The sequence below is a fragment of the Pseudomonas sp. Yb2C2 genome, assembly GCF_052112325.1.
GTDB classification, from domain to species: domain Bacteria; phylum Pseudomonadota; class Gammaproteobacteria; order Pseudomonadales; family Pseudomonadaceae; genus Aquipseudomonas; species Aquipseudomonas marginalis.
In genome coordinates this window covers 66523-79218 of the sequence record NZ_JAVAJK010000018.1, presented here as the reverse complement: position 1 = coordinate 79218, position 12696 = coordinate 66523, and the positions used below count along the sequence as shown (strand labels likewise).

The window sequence follows — 12696 nt, the reverse complement described above, 5'->3', positions numbered from 1 at the left end:
GGTCCTGAGCAAACGATGATATCTCGCAGCAGTCATTAGAAATATTGGGGTCAATATGCTCCGCTCCCACTTACCGTTGAACGCCTTGCGCGCCTTCGAAGCGGCCGCCCGGCATTTGAGCTTTACCCGCGCCGCCATTGAGTTATGCGTGACCCAGGCGGCGGTCAGCCATCAGGTCAAGAGCCTGGAGGCGCAGCTCACTGTCACCTTGTTCAAGCGCCTGCCCCGCGGGTTGATGCTCACCCGCGAGGGCGAAACCCTGCTGCCGGTGGTGCGCGAGTCGTTCGACCGCATTGCCCACACCTTGGGTCAGTTCGAGGGCGGGCATTACCGCGAGGTACTCACCGTGGGCGCGGTCGGCACCTTTGCCGTCGGCTGGCTGCTGCCACGTCTGCCGGACTTCCAGAGCCGCTACCCGTTCATCGACCTGCGCCTGTCCACCCATAACAATCGAGTCGACGTGGCTGCCGAAGGCCTGGATTACGCGATTCGTTTCGGTGCAGGTGCCTGGCACGGCACGGATGCGCTGGAGTTGCTGGAAGCGCCGCTGACGGTACTGTGTGTGCCGTCACTCGCCGCGCAGTTGCACACGCCGGCCGACCTGTTGAAACACACGCTGCTGCGCTCCTACCGCGCGGATGAGTGGAGCCTGTGGCTTCAGGCCGCCGGGCTGCCCGCCGACACCCTGGTACCGCGCAGCATCGTGTTCGACTCGTCGCTGGCGATGATGGAAGCAGCGCTGCAAGGCAGCGGTGTCGCGCTGGCGCCAGCGCTGATGTTTTCGCGGCAACTGGAGAGTGATGTGATTCGCCAGCCATTCGACGTCGGCATCACCACTGGCAGCTACTGGCTGACGCGCCTGCAGTCGCGGGCCGAGACCTCGGCCATGCAGGTCTTCAAGGCGTGGTTGCTGGAGGAGAGTGGGCGTGTCTGAGTTTATTTCTGAAACATAATGAAACATTTGCTCGGGGCCGGCGTTCTACCGCTACACCTGCACTGAGTTATTCCATGAAAATACCGCGCCCCTCCGCTCGCATGCCACACCTCACCCAACTGCGCAATTTGAAGATGGCACGCTCCGCCCACGCGTATGTGCGCGGCAGCACCGTGCAATTCTACGAGTGGCTGCACAGCCAGATGGGCAGGCGTCTGCCTCAAGGCCCGGCGATCTGGATCTGCGGCGACTGCCACGCGGGTAACCTGGGGCCCACCGGCGACAACAAGGGCCGCATCGATATGCATATCCGCGACCTTGACCAGGCCGTGATCGGCAACCCGGCCCACGACCTGGTGCGCCTGGCGCTGTCCCTGGCCACCGCCGCGCGCGGTTCGGACCTGCCGGGCGTGACCACCGCGCGCATGCTTGAAGAAATGATGGTGGGCTATGAACAGGCGTTCAAGGACAAGCCCGACGAGGTACCGCCGCGTCCGTCCCAAGTCAAGGCGGGGATGCGCAGCGCCGTCGAGCGCACCTGGAAAAGCCTGGCCCGTGAGCGCATCGACAACGTGCGGCCGACGATCCCGCTGGGCAAGCATTTCTGGTCGCTGTCGCGGGCAGAAAAAAGTGCGCTGGAAAGCGTCTGCGCGTCGGATGACATCCATCAGTTGGTCACCTCGCTCAAGGGCCGCCCCAAGGACGCCAAGGTCCAACTGCTGGATTCGGCTTACTGGGTCAAGGGCTGCAGCTCCCTCGGCCTGCTGCGCTACGCCGTATTGCTGGGGGTGGGCGACAAGGACGATGAGGAATACTGCCTGATCGATATCAAGGAAGCCGTCGGCGCCGCCGCACCGCGCGCGGCACGGGCGAAGATGCCCAGGGACAACGGCCGCCGAGTGGTGGAGGGCGCCCGCCAGCTGTCGCCGGGCCTGGGTGAACGCATGGTGGCGACACGGTTTCTGGACCATGGCTTTTTCATCCGCGAACTGTTGCCCCAGGACATGAAGCTGGAACTGGACGAACTGAGTGAACTCGATGCCATGCACGCCGCCGGTTACCTGGCGCGGGTGGTCGGTATCGCCCATGCCCGGCAGATGGACCGGGCGACGCGCAAGGGCTGGATGTCGGTGCTGCAGGAAAACCGCTCCAGGCAATTGGATGCGCCGTCGTGGTTATGGACCAGCGTGGTGCAGTTGGTGGGCAGCCATGAGCAGGGCTACCTCAACCATTGCCGCCGGTATGCGCTGGAACACTGAGCTGGAATGCGGTGACGATCAATGTGGGAGGGGGCTTGCCTCCTCCCATATTTGGACTGTATTCAGGCCAGGTATTTGCGGAACCAACCCAGTGTCCTTTCCCACGCCAGATTCGCCGCGGCCTCGTCATAACGCGGTGTCGAATCGTTATGGAAACCATGGTTGGCGCCCTTGTAGATATACGCTTCATAAGTCGTGCCGGCGGCCTTCAGGGCCTTTTCATACGCCGGCCACCCCTCGTTGATCCGCGTATCCAGCTCGCCGTAATGCAGCATGATCGGCGCCCTGATGCGCGGCACGTCCTTGGCTTCCGGCTGGCGCCCGTAGAACGACACCGCCGCGCCCAGTTCCGGGTACGCCACCGCCGCCGCATTGGTCACGCCGCCGCCATAGCAGAAGCCGGTGATGCCAACCTTGCCGGTGCTGCTGTCGTGGTGCATCAGCCATTCGATGGCGGCGAAGAAGTCGTTCATCAGCTTGGTCGGGTCGACTGTCTGTTGCAGCGCCACGCCTTTTTCATCGTTGCCGGGATAGCCGCCCACCGAGGTCAGGCCGTCCGGCGCGAGGGCGATAAACCCGGCTTTGGCCAGGCGCCGGGCGACGTCTTCGATGTAGGGGTTGAGGCCACGGTTTTCGTGGACCACCACCACGGCCGGCAGCTTGCCGGTGGCCTTGGCCGGGCGCACCAGGTAGCCACGCACGGTGCCGTTGCCCTTGGGCGAGGGGTAGGTGATGTAGTCGGCAACGATGTCCGGGTCGGTGAATTTCACCTGTTCGGCCAGGGCATAGTTGGGGCTCAGGGCCGCCAGCAGGGCCGAGGCGGTGAGGCCGCCAAAGGTGAACAGCGCCGCGCGGTCGAGAAATTCGCGGCGGTTGAGCTTGCCGTGGGCGTAGCCGTCGTAGAGTTCCAGCAGTTCGGGGGCAAAGTCTTTCGCGGTGAGACGAGTCATCGGTTCGGTCCTCGATTAGCGGTGCCAGTCAATGTAGACCAGGATCAGCTGTCACGGCCATGGGCGGCCGCAGCCAGTTCGCGGGTGTCGACGCGCACAAACAGCGAATCGCCGATGGCCGTGAGCACCTCGCCGGCGTACACCTCGCAGACCACGCGGCTTTTGCGGCCCACTTCGCCTTCGACCCGCGCACGCAAGGTGAGCGGAGCGCCCATGGGGGTCGGCTTGATGAATTTGATCCCCAGGTTGCCGGTGACGCAGTCGATGCGCGGCAGGCTGCCGGGTTCGCGTTGTTCGTCACGGTAGTGGTAGGCCATGGCGGTCCAGTTGGAATGGCAGTCCACCAGCATGGCGATCAGGCCGCCGTAGACCAGGTCGGGCCAGCCACTGTATTTTGCCTCGGGGTGATGTTCGGCGATGAGATGGACACCATCGGCATCCCAGCGGCTCTTGATATGCAAACCATGCGGGTTACTGCCGCCGCAGCCGTAGCAGATGCCTTCCGGCGCGGTGATGTCCTGTAGAGAAGGGGTGGGCATGCAGCGTCCTTATTGGTGTGAGCGACTAGTCTGTTTAGCAGGACAGGCACCTGATGGGAATACATCCATTTTTTGCGGAGCGTGGCATGAAGCGTCGAATTCTCCCGTTGGTCCTGGTCCTGGGTGCTATCGGCTGTGCCCAGGCGGCGGAATACACCGACGTCAATCGCACCGCCAGCCAGATCAGTTTTACCTATAAGCAGTTGGGGCAGCGGGTGTATGGCACCTTCGGCGACTTCGAAGGCACGCTGAGCTTTGACACGCAAAAGCCCGAAAGCGGACATGCCTTGCTCAAGATCCAGCTGGCGAGTATCGATGCCGGCAGCCCCGATGCGAACGACGAGCTGCAACGGGCCTCGTGGTTCGATACCGCGACCTATCCGGTGGGCGTCTATGAGTCCACCGCTGTAAAGGCCCTGGGGGATAACCGCTTCAACATCAGCGGCACCCTGACGATCAAGGGCACCACGCGCCCGGTGGCGGTCAACGTGGTGCTCAAGGAGCTGGATGGCATCGGCGTGTTCGACGGTGAGTTCATCCTCAAGCGCGGCGACTTCAGGATCGGCGAAGGCGAATGGGCCGGCAACAGCGTGGTGTCCGACGACATCAACATCAAGTTCAAGATGGTCGCGCCCCAGCGTTAGCGCGCGAACCGCTTGGCCCCGGCCACGCAGCCGATCACCGCGACCGTCACCAGCAGCATGCCCAGGCTGACCTGTTCATGCAGCAAGCCCGCTGCCAGCGCCAGGCCGAAGAACGGTTGCAGCAGTTGCAACTGTCCGACGGCGGCGATGCCACCCTGGGCCAGGCCGCGATACCAGAACACAAAGCCGATCAGCATGCTGAACAGCGACACATAGCCCAGGCTCAGCCAGGCCGGCAGGCTGATACCGCTGACGCTCGACGGCGCCAGCACCAGGCTCAACGGCACCACCACCGGCAACGACACCACCAGCGCCCAGCAGATCACCTGCCAGCCGCCCAGGCTGCGCGACAGTTTGGCGCCTTCGGCATACCCCAGGCCGCACACCAGCACCGCCAGCAGCATCAGTACGTCACCCGCCGGTGCGGCGCTCAAGCCCTGGGCGAAGGCGTACCCCATCACCAGCGCACTGCCGAGGATCGAAAACAGCCAGAACACCGGGCGTGGACGCTCGCCGCCACGCAGTACAGCAAACACGGCGGTCGCCAGCGGTAGCAGGCCGATGAAGACGATGGAGTGCGCGGAGGTCACGTATTGCAGCGCCAGCGCGGTGAGTAACGGAAAGCCGATCACCACGCCGAGGGCGACGATGGCCAGGGGCATCCATTGCTGGCGCGCGGGGCGTTGCTCCTTGAACAGCCCCAGCAAGGCCAGCCCCAGCAGCGCGGCAATGGCGGCGCGGATCATGGTCAGGAACACCGGGTCGAATTCCATCACCGCCAGGCGCGTGGCCGGCAGCGAGCCGCTGAAGATCACCACGCCGATAAAACCGTTGATCCAGCCTTGGGTGCGGGTGTCCAGGTTGCTGAGGGGGGCTGTACGTTCCATATGGGGTGTCCGAAAAGGATGAGTTGCGTGGCAGGCATCCTAGGGTTGAAGATAAAGACAATCAAAAAATTGTCATGGATACATCGCTATGCCCCGCGCCCGCTACAAGTCGTTGGTCGACAGCTTCGCCGAGGCCATTCGCTCAGGCAGCATGCCCCCCGGTACGCGACTGCCGACCCACCGCCAATTGGCCGCCGAACATGGCCTGGCGCTGGTCACCGCGAGCCGGGTGTACGCCGAGCTGGAGGCCATGGGCCTGGTCAGTGGCGAGACAGGCCGAGGCACCTTTGTGCGCGAAATCTCGCTGCCGCCGGGGCAGGGCAGCGGGCAGATGAGCGTGGCGGCGGGCATGCTCGATCTGAGTTTCAACTACCCGTCCTTGCCGGGCCAGGCCGACTTGCTGCGCACCGCATTGCGCCAGTTGGCGCTGTCCGGCGACCTTGAAGCGCTGCTGCGTTACCAGCCCCACGCCGGTCGCCTGCATGAGCGCGCCGCTGTCGCGCGGCACCTGTTGAGTCGAGGGCTGACGGTCGAGGCCGAACAGGTGCTGGTGGTCAGTGGCGCCCAGCACGGGTTGGCCGTGACCATGATGACCTTGCTCAAGCCCGGTGATGTGATCGCCGTCGACGCCTTGACGTATTCGGGGTTCAAGGTGCTGGCCGAGACCCTGCACCTGGAGATCGTCGCCATCCCGGTCACCGCCGACGGCCCGGACCTGGACTACCTGCACAGCCTGTGTCGCAAGCGCCCGGTGCGTGCCGTGTACAGCATGCCGACTTTGCATAACCCGTTGGGCTGGGTGCTGAGCCTGGCGCAGCGCGAGCAGTTGGTGGCGATTGCCCGTGAGCACAACCTGATGATCATCGAGGACGCGGCCTACGCGTTCCTGGCCGAGGACGCGCCGCTGCCCGTGGCCAGATTGGCGCCGGAGCGCACGGTCTATGTGGGCGGGCTGTCGAAAAGTGTCGCGACCGGCCTGCGCGTGGGGTTTATCGCTGCCCCGTCGGGTTGGGTCAAAGCACTGGAACGCACCATCATGGCCACCACCTGGAACGTGCCGGGGGTGATGAGTGCGATTGCGGTGGCCTGGCTCGAGGATGGCACCGTGGCGCAACTTGAAACCCACAAGCGCCAGGATGCGCGGGCGCGGCAAGCCTTGGCCGCGCAGGTGCTCAAGGGGGTGGCCTACACCAGCCACCCGTCATCGTATTTCTTGTGGCTGCCCCTGGCGGAAGAGGCCCGCGCCGATCAAGTCGCCATGACCTTGCAGCGCGACGGTATTTCCGTCTCCACCGCCGAGCCCTTCGCCGTCTCGGCCCACGTGCCCCATGCGTTGCGCCTGGCATTGGGCTCGGTGGACATGCCGGCGCTGCGCGAGGCGTTGGTGATGGTGCGCAAGGTGGTGCAGTGGTGAGCCCGATGGCCCACCGCTAGCCATCAGAATTTAAACGCCTGGCGCCCGATCAGCAGCCAGTGGCCTTTCTGTTTTTGCCAGATCTGGAAGTTCTCGATTTCGGTGGGCACTTCCTTGCCGCTGTTCACCGCCAGGGCGGAGAAGTGGTTGCGTACCAGGGCGGTATCGCCACTCAGGGTGATGGTCTGTTTCTGCATTTCCAGGGTCTTGAAGCCGCTGCGCCCGGTCTCGATATCGGCAATGAATTCTTGCTTGTTCTGGATCTTGCCGCTGGAGTGGCCGTAGGTGAGGTTCTCGGCGGTCAGGCTCTGGAGCTGCTTGAGGTCTTTATGCAGCATGGCCTGGGTGAGGTGGTCGACCGCTTGGGCGACGTCTTCGTCGGCGGCAGGGGCGGCGGCCACATAGCCGCTGAACAGGCACAGAAAACCGATCAGCACTTTGACGTTTTGCATGGGTGTTTCCTTATTGTTGTTGGGGAGGTGTACGGGCAACACGTTACTGAATATGTTGTCGTACAACATTGCAATAGTCGAAGGGCTTTTGGAAAGTAAAATTTGGAATATTTGCGCAGTGCCTTACGTTGTAAAGGGTGGTTGAAGTCTTCAATCTTGTACGATGTCTCATCACAGGTTAAAACTAGTCTCCCGTCTAACAATAAAATAACGGAGATACCCATGGATTTTCCCCCTTCGCCTGCCCGCTCCGAACACAGCCGCCGGGTCTTTCTCCAGCGATCCCTGGCGGTTTCCGCGTCGGTGGCGGTGCTGGGCAACCTGCCTCGCCTGGCAGACGCGGCCGAGCCCTTGAGCCAGCGTTATCCAGACCCCCTGATCAAGGTGCTCGACGACAGTTTCCTCGAGCTGCGACTGTTCAATGCCAGCGTTGAGCGCCTGGCGACCGGCCTGCGCTGGGCCGAAGGACCGGTGTGGATCGGCGATGGCCGCTACCTGCTGCTCAGTGATATTCCCAACAACCGCATCGTGCGTTGGGATGAGGTGACCGACAGCCTGTCGGTGTACCGTGAAAACGCCAACTTCTCCAACGGCATGTGCCGCGATCGCCAGGGCCGCCTGCTGGTGTGCGAAGGTTCGACCACTTCTGGCGAGGGGCGGCGCATCACTCGCACCGAACATAACGGTAGCATCACGGTGCTGGCGGACAGCTTTGACGGCAAACCCTTCAACTCGCCCAACGACATCGTGTGCAAGCGCGATGGTTCGGTGTGGTTCAGCGACCCGCCATTCCAGACCGGCAACCACTACGAAGGCCACAAGATCACCCCCACCCAGCCCCATGGCGTGTATCGCATCGACGCTGACAGCGGCAAGGTTACGCGGGTGATCGACGACCTCAACGGTCCCAACGGCCTGTGCTTTTCGCCGGATGAAAAGACCCTCTACGTGGTGGAAGGGCGCGCCAAGCCCAACCGACTGATCTGGGCGATTGACGTCAAGGACGACGGCACCCTGGGCGAACGGCGCAAGCATATCGAAGGCCTCGAATACGCAGCGCTGGACGGCATCAAGTGCGACGAGAGCGGCAATCTCTGGTGTGGCTGGGGCGGCAATGGCGACCCCAAGGCCGACCTGGAAAAGCTCGACGGCGTGCGCGTGTTCAATTCCCAGGGCAAGGCCATCGGGCATATCTCGCTGCCGGAACGCTGCCCCAACCTGTGCTTTGGCGGCCGCGAAGGCAACCGCCTGTTCATGGCCGGCAGCCATTCGATCTACGCGTTGTTCGTCAATACGCGAGGGGCGGATTTCGCCTGATAGGCGCTGAAAAAAATCCACTGTCAGCGCCGGTTGGCCGGCGTTCACAGTGGCTATTTAGCGCTATGCTGCGTGCTCCTGAAACATCAGAGCGTTACGCAAATGGACTTTGATTGGCACAGCGCCCCTATCACCCGCAGCACGCCTGTCACTTCACACTACAAAAACACCCAGAACGTACGCCGTTTCATGCGTGAGCACTGTGGCGCGGGGTTCACGTTCGACCGGCCTTTCATGGCGTGGATTCGCAACGCAACACCCAAGACAATGGGCGACGTGGTGGATGAGTGGCAGCGTCGCAACGAGGACTCCCGAGCATGACACCGGATGAAAAATACCAAGCCGTGCAAAAACGCCTCGGCTATCAATTGGATGAATTCAAAGTCGGCGGCAACTACACGCCGCTGGTGCGCGACGGTAACCATCTGTACATCAGCGGGCAGATCCCGCGTGTCGGCGACACGGTCATGCTGCCGGGTAAGGTCGGTGACACCTTGACCCTGGCCCAGGCACAGATCGCCGCCGGCATCAGTGCATTGCGCTGCCTGGGCCTGCTCAAGCAGGCGCTCGGTTCGCTGGATCGGGTCAAGGCCATCCCGCGTATCACCGTGTATGTACGCAGCGCCGAGGACTTCGATCAGCAGAGTGAAGTGGCCAACGGCGCCTCGGACCTGTTGCACGAGATCCTCGGCGGTGCCGGGGTGCATTCGCGCACGTCGGTGGGGGTGATGCAACTGCCGAAGTCGGCGGCGGTGGAAATCGACATGGTCGCGGTCGCGCACGACTGATGGTCAGCCAAGGTCTGGTCGTCCTGCTCAACTACGGCCTGCACCTGGCGCCGGGCTTGCTGCTGTTTGGCCTGTGGTTCGGGTTGACGCCCAAGTCGTTGCCGGCCATGCGCATCCTGATTTTGCTCGCGGCGTTCGTGCTGATGCGCGATGTGATGACGCCCCTGGGCATGTGGGCGCTCAGTGACGACGTGCAAATCGCCTTCACCGCGAATGCCTTTGTATTGGCGGCGCTGGGTGGCCTGTCGGTGCTGCTGGCCGTAGTGTTGGTCCGGGTGGCGCCGGAGTTGTGGCGCCTGGTGGTATGGACCCGGGGCCACCGCGCCCTTGGCCTGGCGGTGGGGCTTGCGGTCGGTTGCCTGATCGGTGTGCCGTTGCGGCTCTATCAAGGAATAGAGCCGCACGCGATCCCCGGCTACTGGGTGTGGCTGCCGGGCATGGTGGTGTTGGCCTATGGCGCCAATGCGCTGGAGGAAGTGTTGTTTCGCGGGTTTTTGCAGGGCTACCTTGAACAGCAGGTGACACCGCTGCGAGCGGCGCTGATCAGTGGCGTGGCGTTTGCCGCCTGCCATGCCTTCCTGGCCTTGAGCGTGACTCAACTGGGCTGGCCGGTGTTGCTGTTTACCCTGATCGAAGGGCTGGCCTGCGCACTGGTGCGCATGCGTCATGGCGTGTTGGCGGCGACGGCCTGCCATGGCACGGCAATCCTGCTGATTGCGGTGCCCTATATGGCCTGACTTGAAATGCGCTCAGAACGGTGGGAGGGGGCTTGCTCCCGATTGCAGTGGGTCAGCCACCGATGCATCAACTGACACGCCCTCATAGGGAGCAAGCCCCCTCCCACATTTTTTACCGAGTACACCAGCCCCAACTCCAATTGGCTCCAAGGCCGAAAAAGCCAGAGCAAAAGCAGACCGAGATCTACCTGATATATGCAGTTCCAAATGTGGGAGGGGGCTTGCTCCCGATGGCAGTGGGTCAGCCACAGATGCATCAACTGACACGCCCTCATCGGGAGCAAGCCCCCTCCCACATTTTTTACCGAGTACACCAGCCCCAACTCCAGTTAGCTCCAAGGCCGAAAAAGCCAGAGTAAAAGCAGACCGAGATCTACCTGATATATGCAGTTCCAAATGTGGGAGGGGGCTTGCTCCCGATGGCAGTAGTTCAGCCACAGATGCATCAACTGACACTCCCTCATCGGGAGCAAGCCCCCACACTTAACCGAGTACACCAGTGACAACTCCGGTCGGCTCGAAGACTGCAAAAGCCAGAGTAAAAGCAGACCGAGATCTACCTGATATATGCAGATCCAAATGTGGGAGGGGGCTTGCTCCCGATGGCAGTAGTTCAGCCACAGATGCATCAACTGACACGCCCTCATCGGGAGCAAGCCCCCTCCCACATTTTTTACCGAGTACACCAGCCCCAACTCCAATTGGCTCCAAGGCCGAAAAAGCCAGAGCAAAAGCAGACCGAGATCTACCTGATATATGCAGATCCAAATGTGGGAGGGGGCTTGCTCCCGATGGCAGTGGGTCAGCCACAGATGCATCAACTGACACTCCCTCATCGGGAGCAAGCCCCCTCCCACACTTAAGCGAGTACACCAGTGACAACTCCGGTCGGCTCGAAGACTGCAAAAGCCAGAGCAAAAGCAGACCGAGATCTACCTGATATATGCAGTTCCAAATGTGGGAGGGGGCTTGCTCCCGATGGCAGTGGGTCAGCCACAGATGCATCAACTGACACTCCCACATCGGGAGCAAGCCCCCTCCCACAGTGAAGCAGTTAGTTTGTCGCCAGCGGCGGCGTGCGCGGCGGGATCAGGCGTTTGCTGCCGGTGGCTTCATACGCCGCCGCAAATCGCAGCAACGCCGAATCCTCATAGGCCCGCCCGGCAAAGGTCAGCCCGACCGGCATGCCGATGTCTGCCATTAGGCCCATGGGCACGGTAACGGTAGGCACGCCCAGGTGGCGGATGGCGAGGTTGCCGTTGGCCACCCACACACCGTTGCTCCAGGCAATGTCCGCACTGGCTTCGTTCACATCGGCATCCGCAGGGCCTACATCGGCCACGGTGGGGAACAGCACAGCGTCGAGGCCGAGCTTATCCATCCAGTCTTCCAGGTCGATCCGCCGGGTTTGCTCCAGGCCGCGCAGGCCATCGGGCACGGTGCTGATCTCGTTCCACGGGGTGATGCCACGCTCGGCCATGCGCACGTACTCGTCCATGCCGGCGGCCAGGTCGTCCTCACGGTTGGGCAGGGTGCCGGGGTCGTGGGGGAAGATTTTCGGCCCGTCCACATCGGCCAGGCGGTTCAGGGCCGGGTCGTTGTTGGCGCGCAGGAAATCATCGAAGGCCCAGGCCGACAGTTCCCACAACTCATCGTGCAGGAATTCCTTGGACACCAGGCCACGAGTAAACACGGTCGGCGCGCCTGGGCGGTCGCCTTCGCAGTTGGACACCAGTGGGAAGTCCACCTCGATGACTTCGGCGCCTGCGGCTTCAAGGGCCTGGCGCGCGGCCTGCCACAGGTCGATCACGCTGGCACGGGTGTTGATTTTCTGCCCGGTCGGGCCGCCGATGCCGGGCTTCTCGCTGGTGCCGGCCTCGGGGTCGGCATTGATGTACATGCGCGGCACGCCGAAGCGTTTGCCGGCCAGGGCTTCAGTGTTGACCGCCAGTTCAGCGTAAGACGCCGGGCGCACCGAGGCGACGCTGGGGATCGGCACCCACGGCTGCAGGCGCCACAGGTCGCCACGGGTGTCCGGGTCGTCGGCCACCACCACGTCGAGCACTTCCAGCAGGTCGGCCATGGTGCGGGCGTAGGGAACTACCACGTCCATGGTCGGGGTCAACGGCCAGTTGCCGCGCACCGAAATCACCCCACGGGACGGGGTGTAGGCGCACAGGCCATTGTTGGACGCCGGGCCACGGCCGCTGGACCAGGTTTCCTCCGCCAGGCCGAAGGCGGCAAAGCTGGCGGCGGTGGCGGTGCCGGCACCGTTGGACGAACCGGAGGCGAACGGCGCGGTGAGGTAGTCGGCGTTATACGGGCTTTCCGCGCGGCCATACACGCCGCGCTGCATGCCGCCATTGGCCATCGGCGGCATGTTGGTCTTGCCCAGGCAGATGGCGCCACCGGCGCGCAGGCGCTCGATGGTGAATGCATCGCGCTGGGCGACAAGGCTGGCAAAGGCCGGGCTGCCCGAGGCGGCCGTCAGCCCTTTGACCAGGTAGCTGTCCTTGGCGGTGTAGGGAATGCCATCCAATGGCCCCAAGGTTTCGCCCTTGGCCCGACGTGCATCGGAGGCTTGGGCTTCCTTGAGGGCGTCGGGGTTACGCACGACGACGGCGTTGAGGGCGGTAGCGGTCTGCGGGCCGTCGTAGGCATCGATCCGTGCGAGGTAAGCCTGCACCAGTTCAACGGCCGTGGTCTGGCCGGATTCGAGCGCCGCGCGCAATTGGGCAATGGAGACTTCGGTAACTTGCATGACGTTTTCTTCGC

At 63.0% G+C, this 12696-nt stretch carries 13 protein-coding genes; 8 read left to right on the top strand and 5 right to left on the bottom strand.

What is annotated here, in order from left to right; genetic code table 11:
* Positions 1-55 precede the first annotated feature (55 nt).
* Positions 56-934 (top strand): LysR family transcriptional regulator, encoded by an 879-nt coding sequence (locus tag Q8X51_RS23205; protein ID WP_065928026.1) that lies wholly within the window; start codon positions 56-58, stop codon positions 932-934.
* A 74-nt stretch (positions 935-1008) separates the two neighbouring features.
* Positions 1009-2193: a DUF2252 family protein gene (locus Q8X51_RS23200; RefSeq protein ID WP_323145986.1), complete on the top strand. Its 1185-nt coding sequence runs from the start codon at positions 1009-1011 to the stop codon at positions 2191-2193.
* Positions 2194-2255: 62 nt separating this feature from the next.
* Here the strand turns inward: Q8X51_RS23200 and yghX are convergent, their stop codons facing one another.
* Both yghX and Q8X51_RS23190 read right to left on the bottom strand, forming a co-directional pair.
* Positions 2256-3143, bottom strand: a complete 888-nt coding sequence (gene yghX, locus Q8X51_RS23195; RefSeq protein ID WP_407694171.1) for a YghX family hydrolase — start codon at positions 3141-3143, stop codon at positions 2256-2258.
* Positions 3144-3187: 44 nt separating this feature from the next.
* Positions 3188-3682, bottom strand: coding sequence for a PaaI family thioesterase (locus Q8X51_RS23190; RefSeq protein WP_330214559.1), 495 nt, complete (start codon positions 3680-3682; stop codon positions 3188-3190).
* A gap of 86 nt (positions 3683-3768) precedes the next feature.
* Here Q8X51_RS23190 and Q8X51_RS23185 point away from each other — a divergent pair, with 86 nt between their 5' ends.
* Positions 3769-4326: a YceI family protein gene (locus Q8X51_RS23185; RefSeq protein ID WP_315871730.1), complete on the top strand. Its 558-nt coding sequence runs from the start codon at positions 3769-3771 to the stop codon at positions 4324-4326.
* Here Q8X51_RS23185 and Q8X51_RS23180 read toward each other — a convergent pair.
* Entirely contained in the window at positions 4323-5213 is an 891-nt protein-coding gene (locus Q8X51_RS23180; protein ID WP_065928030.1) for a DMT family transporter, read from the bottom strand. The genes Q8X51_RS23185 and Q8X51_RS23180 overlap by 4 nt on opposite strands.
* Positions 5214-5301: 88 nt before the next feature.
* Here Q8X51_RS23180 and Q8X51_RS23175 point away from each other — a divergent pair, with 88 nt between their 5' ends.
* Positions 5302-6627 (top strand): aminotransferase-like domain-containing protein, encoded by a 1326-nt coding sequence (locus Q8X51_RS23175; protein WP_407694170.1) that lies wholly within the window; start codon positions 5302-5304, stop codon positions 6625-6627.
* Positions 6628-6650: 23 nt separating this feature from the next.
* Here the strand turns inward: Q8X51_RS23175 and Q8X51_RS23170 are convergent, their stop codons facing one another.
* Positions 6651-7079: a nuclear transport factor 2 family protein gene (locus Q8X51_RS23170; protein WP_407694169.1), complete on the bottom strand. Its 429-nt coding sequence runs from the start codon at positions 7077-7079 to the stop codon at positions 6651-6653.
* 222 nt (positions 7080-7301) lie between these two features.
* Between Q8X51_RS23170 and Q8X51_RS23165 the strand changes: the two genes are divergently transcribed.
* From Q8X51_RS23165 to Q8X51_RS23150, 4 genes are all read left to right on the top strand, one after another.
* A complete protein-coding gene (locus Q8X51_RS23165) occupies positions 7302-8396 on the top strand; it encodes an SMP-30/gluconolactonase/LRE family protein (protein ID WP_407694168.1) in 1095 nt (364 codons plus the stop codon).
* Between the two features lie 102 nt (positions 8397-8498).
* Entirely contained in the window at positions 8499-8717 is a 219-nt protein-coding gene (locus Q8X51_RS23160) for a DUF6434 domain-containing protein (RefSeq protein ID WP_065928033.1), read from the top strand.
* The gene (locus Q8X51_RS23155; protein ID WP_065928034.1) at positions 8714-9184 is read left to right on the top strand and encodes a RidA family protein; all 471 of its coding nucleotides are present in this window, start codon (positions 8714-8716) and stop codon (positions 9182-9184) included. The genes Q8X51_RS23160 and Q8X51_RS23155 overlap by 4 nt, the downstream gene beginning before the upstream one ends.
* On the top strand, positions 9184-9921 hold the full coding sequence (locus Q8X51_RS23150) for a CPBP family intramembrane glutamic endopeptidase (RefSeq protein WP_065928035.1): 738 nt from the start codon (positions 9184-9186) through the stop codon (positions 9919-9921). Before Q8X51_RS23155 ends, Q8X51_RS23150 begins: the two co-directional genes overlap by 1 nt.
* A gap of 1054 nt (positions 9922-10975) precedes the next feature.
* On the opposite strand, the gene Q8X51_RS23145 is transcribed toward Q8X51_RS23150, so the two are convergent.
* Positions 10976-12682 (bottom strand): amidase, encoded by a 1707-nt coding sequence (locus tag Q8X51_RS23145; RefSeq protein WP_407694167.1) that lies wholly within the window; start codon positions 12680-12682, stop codon positions 10976-10978.
* Between the last annotated feature and the right edge of the window lie 14 nt (positions 12683-12696).

Excerpts from the sequence above, each read along its gene's own strand:
- Q8X51_RS23155 (WP_065928034.1), top strand. The coding sequence starts at position 8,714 with ATGACACCGGATGAAAAATACCAAGCCGTGCAAAAACGCCTCGGCTAT.
- Q8X51_RS23185 (WP_315871730.1), top strand. The coding sequence starts at position 3,769 with ATGAAGCGTCGAATTCTCCCGTTGGTCCTGGTCCTGGGTGCTATCGGC.
- Q8X51_RS23170 (WP_407694169.1), bottom strand. The coding sequence starts at position 7,079 with ATGCAAAACGTCAAAGTGCTGATCGGTTTTCTGTGCCTGTTCAGCGGC.
- Q8X51_RS23165 (WP_407694168.1), top strand. The coding sequence starts at position 7,302 with ATGGATTTTCCCCCTTCGCCTGCCCGCTCCGAACACAGCCGCCGGGTC.
- Q8X51_RS23180 (WP_065928030.1), bottom strand. The coding sequence starts at position 5,213 with ATGGAACGTACAGCCCCCCTCAGCAACCTGGACACCCGCACCCAAGGC.
- Q8X51_RS23145 (WP_407694167.1), bottom strand. The coding sequence starts at position 12,682 with ATGCAAGTTACCGAAGTCTCCATTGCCCAATTGCGCGCGGCGCTCGAA.
- Q8X51_RS23175 (WP_407694170.1), top strand. The coding sequence starts at position 5,302 with ATGCCCCGCGCCCGCTACAAGTCGTTGGTCGACAGCTTCGCCGAGGCC.
- Q8X51_RS23160 (WP_065928033.1), top strand. The coding sequence starts at position 8,499 with ATGGACTTTGATTGGCACAGCGCCCCTATCACCCGCAGCACGCCTGTC.
- Q8X51_RS23150 (WP_065928035.1), top strand. The coding sequence starts at position 9,184 with ATGGTCAGCCAAGGTCTGGTCGTCCTGCTCAACTACGGCCTGCACCTG.
- Q8X51_RS23190 (WP_330214559.1), bottom strand. The coding sequence starts at position 3,682 with ATGCCCACCCCTTCTCTACAGGACATCACCGCGCCGGAAGGCATCTGC.
- Q8X51_RS23200 (WP_323145986.1), top strand. The coding sequence starts at position 1,009 with ATGAAAATACCGCGCCCCTCCGCTCGCATGCCACACCTCACCCAACTG.
- yghX (WP_407694171.1), bottom strand. The coding sequence starts at position 3,143 with ATGACTCGTCTCACCGCGAAAGACTTTGCCCCCGAACTGCTGGAACTC.
- Q8X51_RS23205 (WP_065928026.1), top strand. The coding sequence starts at position 56 with ATGCTCCGCTCCCACTTACCGTTGAACGCCTTGCGCGCCTTCGAAGCG.